The sequence below is a fragment of the Streptomyces catenulae genome (assembly GCF_000718015.1).
GTDB classification, from domain to species: Bacteria; Actinomycetota; Actinomycetes; order Streptomycetales; family Streptomycetaceae; genus Streptomyces; species Streptomyces catenulae.
Map to the genome: position 1 here is coordinate 92,022 of NZ_JODY01000030.1, position 19,239 is coordinate 111,260.

Genomic DNA, 19,239 nt, shown 5'->3' on the forward strand with positions numbered 1-19,239 from the left:
ATGACGTTCGGGTCATCGCCCTCCGCTTACATTGACTGCGCGATGATCCGAGACGCTTCCCCTTCCCCCACCGGCACCGGCGCGGCGCGCGCACCGGCCCGGGAGCCCGCCCTGCGCGCGGCCCGCCGGGGTCTGGCCACGCTCCTCGGCCTGGGGGACCGGCCCGGCACACCGCTGCTCGGCACGGCCCGCAGCATCTGGGTCCGCCGCCTCCCGTACGTCCTCGCTGTCCTCCTCACCATCGTGCTGATGCCGGTCGGCGTACACAATCTGGGCGAGAACTACGGCATGAACGGCGCCCTGGCGGCGCTCTTCGGGGCGGCGCAGACGCTGCCGCTGCTGATGGCGGTGGTCCGGCCGCTGTCGGCGTGGTGGGTGATCTTCGGCGCCGATGTGCTGTGCGCGGTGCTGCTCTCCCTGTCCCCGCAGACGCAGGTCTGGCCGTGGCCACCGGCGGCGATCATCGGCTATCTGGCGCTGATGGTGCCGCTGTCCCAGCGGGAGAGCCGCCGGACGCTGGCCACGGTCTGGGCGACGACGGGCGTGGTGGGCGTCCTCCTGGAGCCGCTGACGCCCCGCCGCAGCGACAACACCTGGATGCTGATGTTCGTCCTGGCTGGCGTGTTGCTGCTGATCGGCCTCGTGGTGCGGGAACGCGGCGACGCCCGGCGGAAGTTGCGGGAGCAGGAGACGATCAGCGAGGCGGAGCGGGCCCGCCGCACCCTGCTGGAGGAGCGGGCCCGGATCGCCCGCGAGCTGCACGACGTGGTCGCCCACCACATGTCGGTGATCACCGTCCAGGCGGACAGCGCACCGTACCGCATCGAGGGCATACCCCCGCAGGCCCAGGAGGAGTTCGCCGCCATCGCGACGACGGCGCGGGAGTCGCTGACGGAGATGCGGCGGCTGCTGGGGGTGTTGCGCAGCGCGGAGGCAGAGCGGGACGCCGGTCCGGAGAAGGCTCCGCAGCCGGGTCTGGACGAGCTGCCGCGGCTGGTCGAGGCCACCATACGGGCGGGTGTGCCGGTCGAGTTGACGCTGCCCGACGAGCCGGTGGAACCGGAGCCCGCGGTGGCCCTGTCGGCCTACCGCATCGTCCAGGAAGCCCTGGCCAACGTGGTGCGGCACGCCCCCGGGGCCCGCACCCGGGTGTCGGTGGTGCGCTCCACGGACGGCATGGTGCTGACGGTGGTGGTCCTCAACGGCCCGCCGCCGACCCCGTCCACCGCATGGGAGACCTCGGGCACCGGACACGGTCTCGTGGGGATGCGCGAGCGGGTGCGGCTGGTGAAGGGCTCCCTGTCCACCGGGCCCCTGCCCGACGGCGGCTTCATGATCGCCGCCCAACTCCCGCTGCCCCTGCCCTTTCTGATCGACAAGGACCCCGACTCCCCATGACCACACGAGTGATCATCGTCGATGACCAGGCCATGGTGCGGGCAGGCTTCGCCGCGCTGCTCGCCGCGCAGAGCGACATCGACGTGGTCGGCGATGCCCCGGACGGCGCCCAGGGCGTCGAGCTGAGCCGCCGTACGCACCCGGATGTGGTGCTGATGGATGTGCGGATGCCGCAGATGGACGGCCTGGAGGCGGCCCGGCAGCTGCTCTCCCCACCGCCGGGCGTCACCCACCGTCCGAAGGTGCTGATGCTGACCACGTTCGATGTCGACGACTACGTCTACGAGGCGCTGCGCGCCGGTGCCTCGGGGTTTCTCCTCAAGGACGCCCCGCCCGCCGATCTCATCGCCGCGGTCCGGATCGTCGCCGCAGGTGAGGCCCTGCTCGCCCCGTCCGTGACCCGTCGGCTGATCGCGGACTTCGCCCGTCAGGGCCCGGCGCCCCGCAAGGACGCCACCGCGCTGCGGCTCAACGGCCTCACCCCGCGGGAGACGGAGGTGCTGAAGCTGATCGCCCGCGGCCTCTCCAACCAGGAGATCGCCGACGCGCTGGTCCTCGCCGAGCAGACCGTGAAGACCCATATCGGGCGGGTGCTCGCCAAGTTGGAGCTGCGCGACCGGGCGCAGGCGGTCATCTTCGCGTACGAGTCGGGGTTGGTCACACCGGGCGAACGCTGAGACGGCGCGGGCATCGGGAGGCCCCGCCCGAGCGGCCCGCGCCGCAGCGTGCCCGTAGGTCAACTGCCGTCCCTCGGCACAGGATGGACGGGTGGTACTCAAGGGGGACCCGGCGCCCTACCCCCTACTGCGGTATCACCCGGGAGTTGGCTCCGAGGGGTGACGCCGTCCCACCCGACGCCTTTCTACGTTTCCTTCCGTCGCACCACCGCACGAAGGAGACACCATGGCACTGTTCCGATCCACCGGCCGACGCGGCCGACGCGCGCTGATCACCGCGGCGCTCGTCGCGCTCGTCGCCGGGGGCACGGGCGGCTGGGCCGCGGGCTCCGCCGAGACCGCCGTGACCGGCCCCGCACCGGGCGCCGCCGCCTGGCGCGCGGACCACTCCCTCGGCGTCCGGCTGCCGGACCCGGCGACGACCACTCCGACCGAGGTGGCCCGCTTCTTCCACCGGCTGACCGGCGCCGAGCAGCACCTCCTCGCGGTGCGGCACCCCCTGACCGTCGGCAACCTCGACGGCGCCCCGGTAGCCCTGCGGTACCAGGCCAACTCCCTTGCGCTGAAGGCCGAGCGGGACCATCAGCAGGCGCTGTCAACCGACCCCGGCGGCACCCTGCAGGACCACCGGGCGGCACGCCGGGCGGCCGACCGCTGCGCCGAACTGCTCGCGCCCGGAAGGCAGATCCTCGCCTTCGACCCACGCGGTCGCGGTCAGATAGCGGAGGTACACGGCGATCTGACGAAAGCGGAGCGCACCGCCGTGATCGTGCCCGGCTCCGACATCGACCTGACCACCTTCGACCGCGGCCACGACCCGTACGGCACACCGACGGGGATGGCGACCTCCCTGCGCGCCCGGATGGCCGCCGACGCCCCGGGGGTCCGGACGGCCGTGATCGCCTGGACGGGGTACACCACCCCGGTCGGTCTGGGGCCGGATGCCGCGACCGGGCGGCTCGCCGAAGCCGGTGCGCCCCGGCTGGTGCGCTTCCTGTCCGGGCTGGCCACGGTGGGCGTCCCGGCACCGGCGCTGCTGTGCCACAGCTACGGCTCGGTCGTCTGCGGTCTGGCCGGGCCGGTCCTGGGCCACACCGCGCGGGATCTGATCCTCTTCGGCTCCCCCGGTGTGCGCCGCCCCTCCGCCACCGAGGTGGACGGCTACGCCCAGGTCTGGGCCGCGCGGGACGCCACGGACTGGATAGGCAACGTCCCGCACGTCGGCATCCTGGGGCTGGGGCACGGCGAGGACCCCACCGATCCGGCGTTCGGCGCGCGGCGGGTCTCGGCGCTACGGGCCGAGGGCCACACCGGCTATCTCGCCCCGGGCACCGATTCCCTGCGCAACTTCGCCGCCATCACGCTCGGCCACTACTCGGTCGTCACCTGAACCCGCCCCGGTCAACGACTGGTTCGGGTGCGGGCCACCGACCACCCTCGCCCGGTGGCCCGCTCGGCGGCGGCCCACCAGGCGAGGCGTCCCCGTCCCCACGGCGAGGGTCCCCCCTCCCCCATACCCGTCCGTCACTCCCGTCCGGCAGAGGTGAATGTCATGTCCGCGTACCGGTCCCCCGCGACCTTCCCCGCGATGGGCTCCAGAAGTGCCAGCTCCTCCGCCGTGAGCCGGATGCGGGTGGCGGCGGTGTTCTCCTCGATACGGCTGCGCCTGCGGGTGCCGGGGATCGGCACCACGCCGAGACCGTGCACCTCGGCCCGCTGCTGGACCCAGGCCAACGCGATCTGCCCGGGCGTCGCACCGTGCGCGGCGGCGAGGGCGTGGACGGGCTCCAGAAGTGCGGCGTTGGCCGCCGCGTTGTCGCCGGTGAAGCGCGGCTGCTGGCGGCGGAAGTCGTCCTGGCCCAGCTCCTTCTCCGCGCTGACGAAGGAACCGGTCAGGAACCCGCGGCCGAGCGGCGAGTACGGCACGAAGCCCACGCCCAGCTCGGCGGCGGCAGCGACCACGCCGTTCTCCACGTCGCGGCTGAAGAGCGACCACTCGGACTGGAGCGCGGCGATCGGGTGCACCTCCTGGGCGGCGCGCAGTTCGGAGGCGGTCACCTCGCTGAGCCCCAGGTGCTTGACCTTGCCCTCGGCGACCAACTCGGCCATCGCGCCGACGGATTCCTCGATCGGGACGGCGGTGTCACGGCGGTGCATGTAGTAGAGATCGATCGTGTCCACACCGAGGCGCCGCAGGCTGCCCTCGACCGCCTGCCGGATGTAGGGCCGGTCGTTGCGGATGACGCGCTTCTGCGGGTCGGCGGGGTCGAGGGACAGCGCGAACTTGGTGGCCAGTACGACCTCGTCGCGGTGGCGGCGGATGAAGGGGCCGATGAACTCCTCGTTCTCGCCGTTGCCATAGAGGTCGGCGGTGTCGTAGAGGGTCACGCCCAGTTCCAGGGCGCGCTCCAGCGTCTCCTGTGCCGCGTCGGCGTCGGTCGGGCCGTAGGCGAAGCTCATGCCCATGCAACCCAGGCCCTGCACTCCGACGCGGAGGCCGCCGGTGCCCAGCTCCACGGTGTCGATCTTCTCGCTCCCCATGTCGGATCAGCCCCTCTCGGACGCCCGGCGTCGGGCGTCGGCGTAGATATCGATCTTGTAGTCGAGCACGGCGAGGGTGTCCTGCAGCTCCGCGATGCGGTGCCGTACGTCCTCACGGTGCGTGGTCAGCAGCTCTTCCCGCTCGGCGAAGGTGGCGTCGCCGGCCTTGGCGAGTTCGGCGTAGCGCACCATGTCGGCGACCGGCATACCGGTGAGCCGCAGCTTGGCGACCAGCGCCAGCCAGTCCAGATCCCGGTTGGTGAAGCGCCGCTGCCCGGTGTGGCTGCGGTCGACGTGCGGCATCAGGCCGATCCGCTCGTACCAGCGCAGGGTGTGGGCGCTGAGCCCGGTGTACGACGCCACCTCGCTGATCGAGTAGCGGTCCCGGCCGGTCGGGCGCGGGTGGACCACCTCCTGGGCGCAGCTGCGTGCCGCCCACTGCGGGCCGCCGGGCGTCCGCTGTACGGACACCGCGCCGCCGTCCGCCGCCGTCTCCTCGATCACCGGCTCGCTCTGCGTCACCGTCATGCCGCGTCTCCCCTGTTCGGCTGTCGCCCCCGTCGACATGACTCAACGCTAGAGAGTTGGAGTGCACTCCAGGCAAGCACGGTCTTGACCGGGATTTGGCGAACACCCGAAGCCGCCCGGGCCGCTCCCCTCCCGGCTCCCGGGCGCGGGCCGGGCCCGTCGTCGCTCCGTCCCCGACCGGGGCGTCCGTGCGGGAGAGGTCCCGCACGGACCGGCCTGTGGTCGCCGGGTGGGCGGCCTTTAGGCTCGTCCCATGCAGAGCCTGCGGATGATCGAGAACTGGCCGGTGCCGACCGCTGCGGCCGCCGTCGTACGAGCCGATGGCAGCGTCGCCGGGACATGCGGGCCCCAGCAGCACCGCTTCCCGCTGGCCTCGGTGACCAAGCCGCTGGCCGCCTATGCCGCGCTGGTGGCGATCGAGGAGGGCGCGGTCGAGCTGGACGAACCGGCCGGACCCGAGGGCTCCACCGTGCGCCACCTCCTCGCCCACACCTCCGGCCTCGCCTTCGACGAGCAGCGCACCATGGCCGCTCCGGGGACCCGGCGGATCTACTCCAACGCCGGTTTCGAGACCCTGGGCGACCACATCGCCGAGGCCACGGACATCCCCTTCCCCCAGTACCTGCGGGAGGCGGTGTTGGAGCCGCTCGGTATGGACGCGACGGAGCTGGCCGGTTCCCCCGCCAAGGACGGTGTCTCGACCGTCGCCGACCTGATCCGTTTCGCCGCCGAACTCCAGGCGCCGCGGCTGCTCGCGCCGGAGACCGTCGCCGCCGCGACCTCCGTGGTCTTCCCCGGGCTCACCGGCGTACTGCCCGGCTACGGCCACCAGAAGCCCAACGACTGGGGGCTGGGGTTCGAGATCCGCGACGGGAAGTCGCCGCACTGGACGGGCGCTTCGTCGTCGGCGCGGACGTTCGGCCACTTCGGCCAGTCCGGGACGTTCCTGTGGGTGGACCCGGAGGCGGGCGGCACCGGCGCCGCCTGTGTCGCGCTCACCGACCGGGCCTTCGGCCCCTGGGCCGTCGACGTCTGGCCGCCGCTGACCGACGCGGTCCTGGCCGAGCTGCACGCCGCCTGACATCCGGCGGCCGGGCCCCCGCAGGTCCCGGCCGCCCACCGCCCGGCCCGTCCCCGACCGGCCGCGCCCCGTGCCGCGGAGCGCCCGCGGCACACCGCCGGTCCCTCACGTACACCGCGGCTCCCCCGCCCCGCGGTTCACACGTACCGCGGCTCCGCCCCCATCTCCCAGATCAGGCACTCCGCGGACCCCTCCGCCCGCAGCCGTACGCCGCTCTCGTCGGTGAGCCGCGCGGCGTCACCGGCCGCCAGCGCCTCCCCGCCCAGCCGCGCCTCGCCGCGTACCACCTGCACATACACCCGCGGCGCAGCCGGGAGGGCGGTGCTTTCGCCGGGGGCGAGGCGGCGGATGCGCACCGTCGCCCCCGCGCGCGGGACGGCGTACGGGGCGTCGTCGGCGAGGCCGCGCACCACGTCGTACGCGGGGGTCCCGCCGAACTCCGTCGGTGCCAGCCACATCTGGACGAAGCACAGCGGTGCGGGGCCGTCGTTGCGCTCGATGTGCCGGACGCCGTCGGCGGCGGTCAGCCGGGCCAGGTCACCCGGCCGTACCGTCGTCTCGTGTCCCGTGGAGTCGCGGTGGGTCAGTTCACCCTCGACGACCCAGGTGACGATCTCGGTGTCGCGGTGCGGGTGCTCGTCGAATCCGGCGCCCGGGGCGAGCCGCTCCTCGTTGCAGGCGATCAGTGCGCCGAACCGCAGGTTGGCGGGGTCGTAATGGGGGCCGAAGGAGAACGCGTGGAGCGTCTCGATGCCGGTTTCCGGATCGCCGCCCCGATAGCGTTCCGCGCCCGCGTGCACCTGAATCATGCAGTCACCGTAGCCCCGCCGCGCCATGTGCCCGACCCGATAAGGCAGTCTTGTCCCGTGTCTGAACCCGCATCGCGCGCCCCTCATCCGCACCAGGCGACCCTCCGCAGGCTGGAGCAGTCGTCCGGCAAACTCGCCGCGGCAGCCATCGCCCGCATGGACGCGCAGCTGCCCTGGTACCGCGCGATGCCACCGGAGAACCGCTCCTGGATCGGCCTGGTGGCACAGGCCGGTATCGCCGCGTTCACCGAGTGGTTCCGGCATCCCGAGACCCCCCAGGCGATCAGCACCGACGTCTTCGGCACCGCACCGCGCGAGCTGACCCGGGCGATCACTCTGCGCCAGACCGTGGAGATGGTCCGGACGACCATCGAGGTCATGGAGTCGGCGATCGACGAGGTCGCGGCCCCCGGTGACGAATCGGTCCTGCGGGAAGCGCTGCTCGTCTACGCCCGCGAGATCGCCTTCGCCACCGCTCAGGTCTACGCCCAGGCCGCCGAGGCGCGTGGCGCCTGGGACGCCCGGCTGGAGTCGCTCGTCGTCAACGCGGTGCTCTCCGGTGAGGCCGACGAGGGCGCGGTCTCCCGGGCCGCGGCCCTGGGCTGGAACTCCCCCGAGCACGTCTGCGTCGTCCTGGGCACCGCCCCCGACGGCGACAGCGAACTGACCGTGGAGGCGATCCGCCGGGCCGCCCGGCACGCCAAGCTCCAGGTGCTGACCGGCGTCCTGGGCAGCCGCCTGGTGGTGATCGCCGGTGGCTCCGACAACCCGCTCAAGGCGGCGAAGGCGCTGATCGGGCCGTACGCGGCGGGCCCGGTGGTGGCCGGTCCGGTCGTCGCCGACCTGCTCGCCGCGACGCGCTCGGCGCAGGCCGCCGCCGCCGGTCTGCGGGCCTGCGCCGCCTGGCCGGACGCACCGCGGCCGGTGCTCGCCGACGATCTGCTGCCGGAGCGCGCGATGGCGTCGGACCCGGTGGCGCGCGACCAGCTGGTGGAGGAGATCTACAGGCCGCTGGAGGAGGCGGGCTCCGCGCTCCTGGAAACACTGAGCGTCTATCTGGAGCAGGCCAGCAGCCTGGAGGGCGCGGCGCGGATGCTGTTCGTGCACCCGAACACCGTGCGCTATCGGCTCCGACGCGTGACGGACGTCACCGGATGGTCGCCGTCCGATGTCCGCTCGGCCTTCACCCTGCGTATCGCACTGATTCTGGGGCGCCTGGCTGACGGAGAATCGCAGCTCTAGACTTTTGTCGGACACCAACAATTCCCCCGATGGTTCTTCGTCCCTGTCCCCACGGGCGGGCGGGACCTCCCACAAGAGAGAGTGTGAGGGTGCTCGTACTCGTCGCTCCCGGCCAAGGCGCTCAGACGCCCGGCTTCCTGACCCCCTGGCTCGACCTCCCCGGTGTCGAAGACCGGCTCCGTGAGTGGTCCGCGGCCATCGACCTGGATCTGATCCACTACGGCACGAACGCCGACGCGGACGAGATCCGCGACACCGCCGTGGCACAGCCGCTGCTGGTGGCGTCCGCACTGATCTCCTCCCGGCAGCTGTTCGCGACGCCCGAGGAGTTCACCGCGCGCGTCGGCGCCGCGGCCGGCCACAGCGTCGGCGAGCTGGCGGCCGCCGCACTGACCGGCACGCTCACCGACACCTCCGCGATGCGGCTGGTCCGGCGGCGTGGCCTGGCGATGGCCGAGGCCGCCGCCGTCACCGAGACCGGCATGGCGGCGCTGCTCGGCGGCGAGGAGTCCGTCGTCGTGCCGCATCTGGAGAAGCTGGGGCTGACCCCGGCGAACGTCAACGGCGCCGGTCAGATCGTTGCGGCGGGCACCGCCGAGCAGATCGCGGCCCTCGTCGCGGACAAGCCCGAGGGCACCCGGCGGGTCGTCCCGCTGAAGGTGGCGGGCGCCTTCCACACCCACCACATGGCGCCCGCCGTGGCGGCGCTGGAGTCCGCGGTCGGCGAGCTGGACGTCACCGACCCGCACACCCGCTACGTCTCCAACAAGGACGGCCGCACCGTCGCCACCGGCGACGAGCTGGTGCAGCGCCTGGTGGGTCAGGTGGCGAACCCGGTGCGCTGGGACCTGTGCATGGAGACGTTCAAGGAGCTGGGCGTCACCGCACTCATCGAGGCGGCGCCGGGCGGCACGCTCGTCGGTCTGGCCAAGCGCGCCCTCCCCGGTGTGAAGACGCTCGCCCTCAAGACCCCCGACGACCTCGACGCGGCCCGCACCCTGATCGCGGAGCACAGCTCTCCGGTCGCCGACCCGTCGGCCGAAGAAGGAGCCCGCGCATGACCTCGAAGATCAAGCCCTCGAAGGGCGCCGAGTACGCCCGGATCATGGGTGTCGGCGGCTACCGCCCGACCCGTGTGGTGCCCAACGAGGAGATCCTCAAGCACATCGACTCCTCCGACGAGTGGATCCGCTCGCGGTCCGGCATCGCCACCCGGCACTGGGCGGGCCCGGAGGAGACCGTCGCCGTCATGTCGGTCGAGGCGGCGGGCAAGGCCATCGCCGACGCGGGTATCGCGCCCGAGCAGATCGGCGCGGTCGTCGTCTCCACCGTCTCGCACTTCAAGCAGACCCCGGCCATCGCGACGGAGATCGCGCACCGTATCGGTGCGGGCCGTCCCGCGGCGTTCGACATCTCGGCCGGCTGCGCGGGCTTCGGCTACGGCCTGACCCTCGCCAAGGGCATGGTCACCGAGGGCTCCGCCGAGTATGTGCTGGTCATCGGCGTGGAGCGGCTGTCGGACCTCACCGATCTGGAGGACCGTGCGACGGCCTTCCTGTTCGGTGACGGTGCGGGCGCGGTCATCGTCGGTCCCGCCAAGCAGCCCGCGATCGGCCCGACCGTCTGGGGCTCCGAGGGCGACAAAGCGGAAACGATCAAGCAGACCATCCCCTGGGACGCGTACCGCACCACGCCGGTGCCCGGCGGCGACGGTCCCGAGGAGCGGACGGCCCCCGAGGCCATCCGCTACCCCGCCATCACCCAGGAGGGCCAGGCGGTCTTCCGGTGGGCGGTGTTCGAGATGGCGAAGGTCGCCCAGCAGGCGCTGGACGCGGCCGGAGTCAGCCCGGACGACCTGGATGTCTTCATTCCGCACCAGGCGAATATGCGGATCATCGATTCGATGGTGAAGACGCTGAAGCTGCCGGAGAGCGTCACGGTCGCCCGTGACGTGGAGACCACCGGCAACACTTCCGCCGCCTCCATCCCGCTCGCCATGGAGCGGCTGTTGGCGACCGGTCAGGCCAAGAGCGGCGACACCGCGCTGGTCATCGGCTTCGGGGCGGGTCTCGTTTACGCCGCTACGGTCGTTACCCTCCCCTAAGCAAGATCTGCGCAGCGCGCCGTCCGTCCCCCCGATGTGCCGGCCGCTGCGCGCCCAGCTTCACCCCGTCAGTTACCACTAGAACACCAAGGAGCGCCATCATGGCCGCCACCAAGGAAGAGATCGTCGCTGGTCTCGCCGAGATCGTGAACGAGATCGCCGGGATCCCCACCGAGGACGTCCAGGTGGACAAGTCCTTCACCGACGACCTCGATGTCGACTCGCTGTCCATGGTCGAGGTCGTCGTCGCCGCCGAGGAGCGCTTCGACGTGAAGATCCCCGACGACGACGTCAAGAACCTCAAGACCGTCGGCGACGCGACCGATTACATCCTCAAGCACCAGAGCTGATCCAGCTCTGCGCATGTCGCCACCCCGCGGTGGCGCCGTATTCAGACCCCTCTACCCGTGGAGTAAGAATTCCCGTGAACGCGACCAATCGCACCGTGGTCGTCACCGGTATCGGCGCAACCACACCGCTGGGTGGCGACAGCGCTTCGACCTGGGACGCCCTGCTCGCCGGCCGGTCCGGTGTGGGCACCCTGGACGAGGACTGGGCAGCTGACCTCCCGGTCCGTATCGCCGCCCGTGCGGCGGTGGACCCCGGTGAGATCATCCCCAAGCCGCAGGCCCGCAAGCTGGACCGCTCGGCGCAGTTCGCGCTGATCGCGGCCCGTGAGGCGTGGGCCGACGCCGGTTTCACCGGTAAGGCGGGCGAGGACACCTCGGTCGACCCCGACCGGCTCGGCACCGTCATCGCCTCCGGCATCGGCGGCGTGACGACCCTGCTCGGTCAGTACGACGTGCTGAAGGAGAAGGGCGTCCGCCGCGTCTCCCCGCACACCGTGCCGATGCTGATGCCGAACGGCCCGTCCGCCAACGTCGGCCTGGCCGTCAACGCCCGCGCGGGTGTGCACACCCCCGTCAGCGCCTGTGCGTCCGGCTCCGAGGCGATCGGCTACGCCATCGAGATGATCCGCACCGGCCGTGCGGACATCGTGGTCGCGGGCGGTACGGAGGCGGCGATCCACCCGCTGCCGATCGCCGCGTTCGGCAACATGATGGCGATGTCGAAGTCGAACGACGACCCGCAGGGCGCCTCCCGCCCCTTCGACTCCGCGCGCAACGGTTTCGTCCTCGGTGAGGGCGCCGGTGTGGTCGTGCTGGAGTCCGCGGAGCACGCCGCCAGGCGCGGTGCGCGGGTCTACGCCGAGGCCGTCGGCCAGGGCATCTCCGCCGACAGCCACGACATCGTGCAGCCCGAGCCGTCGGGCAACGGCATCGCGCACGCGCTGCAGAGCCTGCTCGACAACAGCGACCTGGACCCGTCCGAGATCGTGCACGTCAACGCGCACGCGACCTCGACGCCGCAGGGTGACCTCGCCGAGCTGAAGGCGCTGCGCAAGGTCTTCGGTGACGACACCGACCACATCGCCGTCGCCAGCACCAAGTCGATGACCGGTCACCTCCTGGGTGGCGCCGGTGGTGTCGAGTCCGTCGCGTCGATCCTGTCGGTGTACCACCGGGTGGCCCCGCCGACGATCAACGTCGAGAACCTCGACCCCGAGATCGACGTCGACATCATCCGCGACGAGCCCCGCAAGCTGCCCGCCGAGGGCCGCATCGCGGCGCTGAACGACTCGTTCGGCTTCGGCGGTCACAACGTCGTGCTCGCGTTCCGCACCGTCTGAACGCACCCCTGACGTACGAGGGCCCGCCCGGTCACCACGACCGGGCGGGCCTTCTGCATGGGTGGTGCGGTCAGTCGCCGAAGGAGGCGTAGTAGGCGGCCGCGCCGTCCTCGCCGCCGTGGCCCAGTTCCTCGGCCCGGCGCAGCCGTTCGGCGGCGGCGTCGGCGAGGTCCATGCGGACACCGGCCGCCCCGGCGGCCTCCCCGATCAGCCGGGCGTCCTTGAGTCCCGCGCTGACCGTGAAGCTCGGTGGCAGGAGTGCACCGGAGAGGATCAGCTCGGACTTCATCCGCAGATACGGCAGATCGAGCGGCCCGCCCTCGACCGCGCCCAGGAAGTCGTACGGATCGACGCCGAGGCCCTTGGCGAGTGCCAGCGCCTCCCCCGCGCCGTTGATGACCGTCAGCACCCAGCTGTTGATGACGAGTTTGAGGCGCGAGGCGAGGCCGCTCGCGCCGTCGTCGCCGACCCAGCGGGTGGTGCGTCCGACGACGTCGAAGACGGCGGCGGCCTGTTCGCGGACGTCGGCCGGTCCGGCGGCGAGGACGGTCAGTTGGCCCTGTTCCGCGGGGGCCTTGGTGCCCAGGACGGGGGCGTCGACGTAGCGGAGGCCGTGGGTGGCGGCGAGGTCCGCGAGCGGGGTGGTGCCCTCGGTGCCGACGGTGCTCATCTGGAGCCAGAGGGTGCCGCGGGCGAGGCGCGGTGCCGCCGCCGTCATCGCGTGGAGGACGGCGGGGCCGTCGAGGAGCATGGTGAGGACGGTGTCCGCGCCGTCGACCGCCTCGGCCGGGGTGTCGGTGACGCGGACGCCGTCGGCGGTGAGGGGTTCGGCCCGGGCGCGGGTGCGGTTCCAGGCGCGGACGTCGTATCCGGCGCGGGCGAGGTTGCGGGCCATCGCCGTGCCCATGATGCCGGTGCCGAGCACCGCCACAGAGATGTGTTCAGCCATGTCCGCACGCTAGGACTTCGAGTGCGCTCGAAGGCAAGGCGCGGCGGAGCGGTCAGACGACTTGATGCAGCCAGCGGACGGGGGCGCCCTCACCGGCGTGCCGGAAGGGCTCCAGTTCGTCGTCCCAGGGCTTGCCGAGGAGGCGGGCGACCTCGGCGGCGAGGTCGCTCTCACCGCCCTCGGCGCGGACGACGGCGGCGCGCAGCCGGTCCTCGGGGATGAGGATGTCGCCGTGGATTCCGGTGACGGCGTGGAAGATACCCAGGTCGGGCGTGGAGCTGTAGCGCTCGCCCTCGGCCGTGGCGCAGGGTTCGGCGGTGACCTCGAAGCGCAGCAGATGCCAGCCGCGCAGCGCGGAGGCGAGCTTGGAGGCGGTGCCGACGGCGCCCTGCCAGGAGAATTCGGCTCTCCAGGTGCCGGGGGCGGCGGGCTGGGCGATCCAGTCGAGGGTGACGCGTACGCCGAGGACGCCCGCGACGGCCCATTCGACATGGGGGCAGAGCGCGCGGGGTGCGGAGTGGACGTACAGAACTCCACGGGTCGTCACCGGGACCTCCAGTGCGGTTCGAGGTTCGCCTTCCCCGGCGGCCTCGTGCCCGCGCCGTCGGCGGCCGGGGCGGGTGCCGACGGTCCGCCCCGGTGGGCGTTGCGGCACCGGCCTGCCAGGTGACCTACAGTAAACACCATTGGGCTCAATATGCCGCAATCTGCCGTAAAAAGGACAGGAAATGACGGGTTGACAGAGGTTTACGCCGTCGGTGCGTACCCGTTCGGGCCAGGGCGCGGCGGCCCCGGACCGGGGCTTTCCCGCGGTGCCGGCCCAGGGGTGACGTACCGTCGGTACTTCGAAGAGATATCACCCACGGGCCGGAGGGGACAGGGGATGACAGAGATCGACCGGTCGTTCTCCTCTCGGCGTACGGCTTTCTTCCGGATGCGCTCCGCTGAGGTGGCTCTCCCCGGGCGGAACGGTTCGGCAGGGGGCGTGCGGCGCCGCGCGGGCGCCGCCCTCGCCGCCGGTGCGCTGCTGCTCTCCGTGACCGCGTGCAGCGAGGACGGCTCCGGCGCACCGACGGCGCGGCCGAGCCCGAAGGCGTCCGCGCCGTCCGCCAGGCCCGCCCCCGTGTGGCGCACCGCCCCGGCGTCGATCGCGGCGCTCGGCGACTCCATCACCGTCGGCTTCGACGCCTGCACGGTGCTCTCCGACTGCCCGGAGGTCTCCTGGTCGACGGGGACCTCCCCCGAGGTCGACAGCCTCGCGCGGCGGCTGCTGGAGCGCCCGGCGGGCCACAGCTGGAACCTCGCCCGCACCGGCGCGCTGATGAGCGATCTGCCGGATCAGGTCGACGCGGCCGAGGCGCACCGGCCCGAGCTGGTGACGGTCCTGATCGGCGCCAACGACGCCTGCCGCAGCGAGGTCCACGCGATGACCCCGGCCAGCGCCTTCCGCGCCGACTTCACCCGGGCGATGAAGAAGCTGCGGAAGACGCTGCCCCGGACGCAGGTGTACATCGCGGCCGTACCCGACCTGATGCGCCTGTGGTCGGAGGGGCGGAAGAACCCGCTCGGCAAGCAGGTGTGGCAGCTGGGGATCTGCGGCTCGATGCTGCGCGACCCGGACGATCTGACGGACACGGCGACCGAGCGCCGCGAAGAGGTACGCGACCGCGTCAAGGCGTACAACAAGGCGCTGGAGGAGGTCTGCGCCGAGGACTCCCTGTGCCGCTTCGACCCGGAGGTCTTCGACTACCGCTTCACGGAACGGCAGTTGAGCAGCTGGGACTGGTTCCATCCCGGTGTCCGCGGCCAGGGGGAGCTGGCGGAGATGGCGTTCCGGACGATCACCCGTAAGGGACCGGTGGCATGACCCTGGCTGCGCCGTCCGGGTTCGATCGTCCTGTGGCATGAGGCGCCCCGGTGCGACCGTGCCGGATGATCTGCGGTGACCGGTCTCGCCGTCGACTTCTGGGGGAATCTCACCATGGCCCGTCTCCGTACCACCGCTCCCGTCCTGACCTGCGTCGCGGCGGCTGCCGCGCTGACCGGCTGCTCGGGCGGGATCGGGCCGTCGAAGTCCGGGGAGCGGACGTACTCCGTCTCCGGTGACGTCCGGTCGGTGACGGCCAAGACGTCGGGCGGTTCCATCGAGGTGGTGGCGACGAACGGCAGCGGTCCGGTGCGCGTCACGGAGAAGTACTCGTACCACGGCGACCGTCCGGCGCCGACGCACTCCGTCGCGGACGGCGGGCTGACGCTGGACGCCGCGGTGTGCCGGGGGCTGGGCGACAACTGCACGGTGAGCTACCGGGTGCAGGTGCCGCGGGCGACGGCGGTCGATCTGCACACCAGCGGCGGGGACGTCACCGTGCGCGGTACGGCGGGTTCCGTCGCCGCGGAGACCAGCGGCGGGGACGTCACCCTGGACGACGTCGCCGCGCACAAGGCGCGGGCGAAGACCAGCGGCGGCAGCGTGAGCGCCACGTTCACCACCGTGCCCGATGACGTGGTGGGCACCACCAGCGGCGGCGACGTCACGATCCGGCTGCCGAAGAGCACATACGACGTGGAGGCCACGACCAGCGGCGGGGACCGGAAGGTCACGGTGCCGACGGACCCGGACGCCCGTCGCCGGGTGGAGGCGCGGACCAGCGGCGGGGATGTGTCGGTGCTGGCGACCTCCTGAGAACGGGCCGGGGCCGGTCGGCGGTGCGGTCCGCCGACCACCCTCCCGACCTGCGGGTCCGCCTGCCGGACGGGAGTTTTCCACAGGCTCTGCGCGGGTGAGTTGCGCGGATGCATGATGACGGCATGTTGATCGCCGCAGCCCAATTCCCGTCCCGCCGCCACGACATCGCGGCCAACGCCACGCGCATGGCCGCCCTCCTCGCCCGCGCCGCCGACCTCGGTGTGGCCCTGGTCGTCTTCGCCGAGCTGGCTCTCACCCAGTACGACCTGGACGCCTTCGCGGCCGATCCGGACCTCGCCCTCACGCCGGACGACGCGCGGCTGGCGCCGGTCCGGGAGGCGTGCCGGGCCCACGGTGTCGCGGCGGTGGTGAACCTCCCCGCGCGTGAGCCCGGCGTCACGACCGGCATACCGGGCATCACCTCGTTCGTCTTCGGTCCGGACGGCGCGCTGCTGACGCGCTACACGAAGCTGCATCTGTCCGGCCGGGAGGGCGACCTCTTCACCCCGGGCCGCGCCGAGGGCCGGTTCCGGCTCGGCGGCGTCCACTTCGCCCTCGCCACCTGCTACGACAACTCCTTCCCGGAGCTGGCCGAGCACGCCGCGGCGGACGGCTGCCGGGTGTATCTGGCCAGTTCGTTCCACTGCTCGCCGGAGAGCCTGACGAAGTATCCGCAGCGGGCGCGGGACAACGGTCTCCATGTGCTGCTCGCCAACGGCGCGGGCACCGGCAGCGGCGCCTCCGGCCCGGGCTGCGGGCTCAGCGGCGCCTGGCTGCCGGACGGCCGCCGGGTGGCATCGGCCGGACCGGGGGCGGACTGTCCGGACGAGGGCGAGCTGGTGCTGGCCGATGTCCGTGACGCCGTCGTGCTGATGGCGGACCCGGCGGTGGCCGCGGTGCCGGTCCGCGAGTGCGGGGAGCCGCTGGTGGACGTACGGGAGGCGGCGCCGGGGCTGCTGGCGCCCGGGGCGGGGCAGACGGCGGACGGCGCCGCGGCGCACCTGCGGTCCGGGGTGCTGGAGCGGCTGCTCACCGCGGAGCGGGCGCTTCCGGACGGTCTGCGGCTCCGGCTGGCCGAGGGGTACCGCCCACCCGCCCTCCAGCGGCGCTACTTCGAGGAGTACGCCGACACACTGCGCAAGGAGCACCCCGACCGGTCGGCGGAGCAGGTGCGCTCCGCGGCGTCCCGGTACGTCTCGCCGCCGGAGATCGCCCCGCACGCCGCGGGCGGCGCCGCGGACCTGATCCTGACCACCGCCGACGGCACCCCGGTCGACATGGGCACCCGGCTGAACGCCTCGCCGGAGGAGAGCGACGGCGCCTGCTACACCGCGGCGCCCGGCATACCCGCGGCGGCGCGGCGGGCCCGGCGGACGCTGGGCGCCACGCTGACGGCCGCCGGGCTGGTCAACTACCCGACGGAGTGGTGGCACTGGTCGTACGGCGACCGCTACTGGGCACTGGAGACGGGCGCGGACGCCGCGCTGTACGGACCGAAGGAGCTGGCATGAGCGAAGACCACGACCTGGGGGCGGAGTTGACCGGTCCGGTGCTGTTGGGGGACGCCGAGGTACGGGAGTTGCTGGACGCGCCGTGCGCGGTACGGGCGGTGCGGCGTGCGCTGCTGGAGCACCACGCCGGAGGGCTGGCCGCACCGCCCCGCCTCCGCGCCAAGCTGGGCGAACAGGAGCTGGTGTTCACCGCCGGGCAGTTGGCGGGCGCGGGGCTGCACGGCTTTCGCGCGTACGGGACCGGCGGTGGCGATCAGCTGGTGGCGGTCTGGGACACCGCGAGCGGTGCGCTGCTGGCGGCGGTGCACGGCGCGGAGCTGGGGCCGCGGCGGACGGGCGCGATCGGGGCGGTGGCGGTCGAGGCCCTGGCCCGGCCGGACGCGGTCCGTTGCGGGCTGATCGGCACGGGCCCGCAGGCGTGGACCCAGCTCTGGGCGCTGGCGGCGGGCCCGCTGCGGCCCGAGACGGTCACGGTCTGCGGGAGGCGGAGGGAGCGCGCCGAACGGTTCGCCGCCCGGGTCGAGGCGGAGTTGGGGCTGCCGGTCCGGGTGGCGCGGGAGGTGCGGGAGGCGGTGGCCGGGCAGGACGTGGTCATCGTGGCGACGAACAGTCCGCGGCCGGTGCTGGAGGCGGAGTGGGTGGCGCCGGGCACCCATCTGAGCACGCTCGGCCCCAAGTCCCCCGCCCACCACGAGATACCGCCGGAGCTGGCGGCGCGGGCAGCGGTGATCGTCACCGATTCCCCGGCCCAGGCCGGGGCGTACGGCACCGGTCATCTGCTGGGCCCGGCACCGCTGACGGCACTCGGCGCGGTCCTGGCGGGCTCCGCGCCGGGCCGGACCGACGCCGAGGCGATCACCCTGTTCTCGTCGGTCGGCCTGGCGGGCACGGAGGTCGCGGTGGCGGCGGAACTGGTGAGGAGGTGCCGGGAGCAGGGCTGACGGGGCCGCCGGGCGGGGCGTTCCCGGCGGGAGCCCGGGCCCGGCGCCCCCGCGGGGTGCGTGTCGTCCGGCCCGCCCGCCGCGCGCCCGCCCGCCGTTCAGCTGTGCGGCAGGGCGTCCAGGCCGGCGAGGGTCGGGTAGGAGGGCTGGGCGCCGGGCCTGGTGACGGCGGCGGCGCCGACGCGTACGGCGAAGCGGGCGGCGTCGGGCAGGCCGTCGCCGCGGGCCAGGCGGGTGGCGAGGGCGCCGGTGAAGGCGTCCCCGGCACCCGTCGTGTCGACCACGTCGACCCTGACCCCCGGCACCTCGTGCAGACCGGCCCCGTCCAGCAGCAGCGCGCCGTCCCCGCCGAGGGTGATGACGACGGAGCGGGCGCCCAGCTCCCGCAGGGCGTGTGCCCAGTCCTGCGGGGTGCCGTCGGCGGCGCCGGAGAGGCGGCGGGCCTCGTGCTCGTTGACCACCAGCGGGTCGGCGACCGCCAGGAGTTCAGGGTCCAGCCGCTCCGGCGCCGGGGAGGGGTTGAGGACGACGCGGGTGCCGCACTCCTCGGCGGTCCCGGCGGCCGCCCGCACGGTGTCGATCGGAATTTCCAGCTGAAGGGAGAGCACCGTGGCAGCGGCGACGGTCTGCCGGGCGGCGGCGACGTCCTGCGGGGTGAGCGCGGCGTTGGCGCCGGGCGAGACGACGATGCTGTTGTCGCCGTCCGGGCCGACGACGATCATCGCGGTGCCGGTGCGGGCCGCCGCGTCGACCACGACCGGCGTCACATCGGTCCCGGCCGCACGCTGCGCGGCGAGCAGCAGCTCGCCGTACGCGTCCTCGCCGACCCGGGCCAGCAGCGCGGTCCGGCCACCGATCCGGGCCGCCGCCGCGGCCTGGTTGGCGCCCTTGCCACCGGCCGACTCCACCAGGTCGGAGCCGAGCACGGTCTCCCCCGCGCCGGGCCGCCGGTCCACCCGTACCGTCAGATCCGCGTTGGCCGAACCGACCACCAGGACGTCGTACCCGCGCCCCGCTCCGCTCATCACCTTCACCGCTCCGCTCTCTCGTGTCCGTCCTGAAAATCTTGCCTGCCGCGCGGC

General features: G+C 73.1%; 19 protein-coding genes. 13 read left to right on the plus strand and 6 right to left on the minus strand.

Annotated elements, in window-relative coordinates; translation table 11 throughout:
• The first annotated feature begins 42 nt into the window (after positions 1 to 42).
• The 3 genes from IF23_RS0123360 (at position 43) to IF23_RS0123370 (ending at position 3,465) form a co-directional block, all read left to right on the plus strand.
• On the plus strand, positions 43 to 1,398 hold the full coding sequence (locus IF23_RS0123360) for a sensor histidine kinase (protein ID WP_030286780.1): 1,356 nt from the start codon (positions 43 to 45) through the stop codon (positions 1,396 to 1,398).
• Complete coding sequence (locus IF23_RS0123365; RefSeq protein WP_030286781.1) at positions 1,395 to 2,075, plus strand: response regulator; 681 nt, start codon at positions 1,395 to 1,397, stop codon at positions 2,073 to 2,075. Before IF23_RS0123360 ends, IF23_RS0123365 begins: the two co-directional genes overlap by 4 nt.
• Before the next feature lie 226 nt (positions 2,076 to 2,301).
• Positions 2,302 to 3,465, plus strand: coding sequence for an alpha/beta hydrolase (locus IF23_RS0123370; protein ID WP_030286783.1), 1,164 nt, complete (start codon positions 2,302 to 2,304; stop codon positions 3,463 to 3,465).
• A 134-nt stretch (positions 3,466 to 3,599) separates the two neighbouring features.
• Here IF23_RS0123370 and IF23_RS0123375 read toward each other — a convergent pair whose 3' ends face one another.
• Complete coding sequence (locus tag IF23_RS0123375) at positions 3,600 to 4,616, minus strand: aldo/keto reductase (RefSeq protein ID WP_030286786.1); 1,017 nt, start codon at positions 4,614 to 4,616, stop codon at positions 3,600 to 3,602.
• Positions 4,617 to 4,622: 6 nt separating this feature from the next.
• The gene (locus IF23_RS0123380) at positions 4,623 to 5,144 is read right to left on the minus strand and encodes a MerR family transcriptional regulator (RefSeq protein WP_030286788.1); all 522 of its coding nucleotides are present in this window, start codon (positions 5,142 to 5,144) and stop codon (positions 4,623 to 4,625) included.
• A gap of 253 nt (positions 5,145 to 5,397) precedes the next feature.
• On the opposite strand from IF23_RS0123380, the gene IF23_RS0123385 reads away from it, so the two are divergent.
• On the plus strand, positions 5,398 to 6,225 hold the full coding sequence (locus IF23_RS0123385) for a serine hydrolase domain-containing protein (protein WP_030286790.1): 828 nt from the start codon (positions 5,398 to 5,400) through the stop codon (positions 6,223 to 6,225).
• 137 nt (positions 6,226 to 6,362) lie between these two features.
• Here IF23_RS0123385 and IF23_RS0123390 read toward each other — a convergent pair whose 3' ends face one another.
• Positions 6,363 to 7,034, minus strand: coding sequence for a pirin family protein (locus IF23_RS0123390; protein WP_030286792.1), 672 nt, complete (start codon positions 7,032 to 7,034; stop codon positions 6,363 to 6,365).
• A 57-nt stretch (positions 7,035 to 7,091) separates the two neighbouring features.
• Here IF23_RS0123390 and IF23_RS0123395 point away from each other — a divergent pair, with 57 nt between their 5' ends.
• The 5 genes from IF23_RS0123395 to IF23_RS0123415 all read left to right on the plus strand — a co-directional run bounded on the left by IF23_RS0123395 (position 7,092) and on the right by IF23_RS0123415 (position 12,070).
• Positions 7,092 to 8,276 carry a PucR family transcriptional regulator gene (locus IF23_RS0123395; protein ID WP_030286795.1) on the plus strand — a complete coding sequence of 395 codons (1,185 nt, stop codon included), beginning with the start codon at positions 7,092 to 7,094 and terminating at the stop codon, positions 8,274 to 8,276.
• An 89-nt stretch (positions 8,277 to 8,365) separates the two neighbouring features.
• Positions 8,366 to 9,337 (plus strand): ACP S-malonyltransferase, encoded by a 972-nt coding sequence (locus tag IF23_RS0123400; RefSeq protein ID WP_037679386.1) that lies wholly within the window; start codon positions 8,366 to 8,368, stop codon positions 9,335 to 9,337.
• The gene (locus tag IF23_RS0123405) at positions 9,334 to 10,380 is read left to right on the plus strand and encodes a ketoacyl-ACP synthase III (RefSeq protein WP_030286799.1); all 1,047 of its coding nucleotides are present in this window, start codon (positions 9,334 to 9,336) and stop codon (positions 10,378 to 10,380) included. Before IF23_RS0123400 ends, IF23_RS0123405 begins: the two co-directional genes overlap by 4 nt.
• A gap of 101 nt (positions 10,381 to 10,481) precedes the next feature.
• Positions 10,482 to 10,730 (plus strand): acyl carrier protein, encoded by a 249-nt coding sequence (locus IF23_RS0123410; RefSeq protein ID WP_030286801.1) that lies wholly within the window; start codon positions 10,482 to 10,484, stop codon positions 10,728 to 10,730.
• Positions 10,731 to 10,804: 74 nt separating this feature from the next.
• Positions 10,805 to 12,070 (plus strand): beta-ketoacyl-[acyl-carrier-protein] synthase family protein, encoded by a 1,266-nt coding sequence (locus IF23_RS0123415; protein WP_030286803.1) that lies wholly within the window; start codon positions 10,805 to 10,807, stop codon positions 12,068 to 12,070.
• Between the two features lie 70 nt (positions 12,071 to 12,140).
• On the opposite strand, the gene IF23_RS0123420 is transcribed toward IF23_RS0123415, so the two are convergent.
• Together IF23_RS0123420 and IF23_RS0123425 are read right to left on the minus strand one after the other, a co-directional pair.
• Positions 12,141 to 13,019: an NAD(P)-dependent oxidoreductase gene (locus IF23_RS0123420; RefSeq protein ID WP_030286805.1), complete on the minus strand. Its 879-nt coding sequence runs from the start codon at positions 13,017 to 13,019 to the stop codon at positions 12,141 to 12,143.
• A 52-nt stretch (positions 13,020 to 13,071) separates the two neighbouring features.
• Entirely contained in the window at positions 13,072 to 13,566 is a 495-nt protein-coding gene (locus tag IF23_RS0123425) for a DUF3145 domain-containing protein (protein ID WP_030286807.1), read from the minus strand.
• A gap of 387 nt (positions 13,567 to 13,953) precedes the next feature.
• Here IF23_RS0123425 and IF23_RS0123430 point away from each other — a divergent pair, with 387 nt between their 5' ends.
• From IF23_RS0123430 to IF23_RS0123445, 4 genes are all read left to right on the plus strand, one after another.
• Positions 13,954 to 14,886: an SGNH/GDSL hydrolase family protein gene (locus tag IF23_RS0123430; protein ID WP_425423880.1), complete on the plus strand. Its 933-nt coding sequence runs from the start codon at positions 13,954 to 13,956 to the stop codon at positions 14,884 to 14,886.
• Positions 14,887 to 14,961: 75 nt separating this feature from the next.
• Entirely contained in the window at positions 14,962 to 15,702 is a 741-nt protein-coding gene (locus IF23_RS0123435; protein ID WP_245655073.1) for a DUF4097 family beta strand repeat-containing protein, read from the plus strand.
• A 125-nt stretch (positions 15,703 to 15,827) separates the two neighbouring features.
• Positions 15,828 to 17,216 carry a nitrilase-related carbon-nitrogen hydrolase gene (locus IF23_RS35460; protein WP_078654196.1) on the plus strand — a complete coding sequence of 463 codons (1,389 nt, stop codon included), beginning with the start codon at positions 15,828 to 15,830 and terminating at the stop codon, positions 17,214 to 17,216.
• Complete coding sequence (locus IF23_RS0123445) at positions 17,213 to 18,157, plus strand: ornithine cyclodeaminase family protein (protein WP_037679389.1); 945 nt, start codon at positions 17,213 to 17,215, stop codon at positions 18,155 to 18,157. Before IF23_RS35460 ends, IF23_RS0123445 begins: the two co-directional genes overlap by 4 nt.
• A 98-nt stretch (positions 18,158 to 18,255) precedes the next feature.
• On the opposite strand, the gene IF23_RS0123450 is transcribed toward IF23_RS0123445, so the two are convergent.
• Positions 18,256 to 19,182, minus strand: coding sequence for a ribokinase (locus IF23_RS0123450; RefSeq protein ID WP_030286817.1), 927 nt, complete (start codon positions 19,180 to 19,182; stop codon positions 18,256 to 18,258).
• Positions 19,183 to 19,239 lie beyond the last annotated feature (57 nt).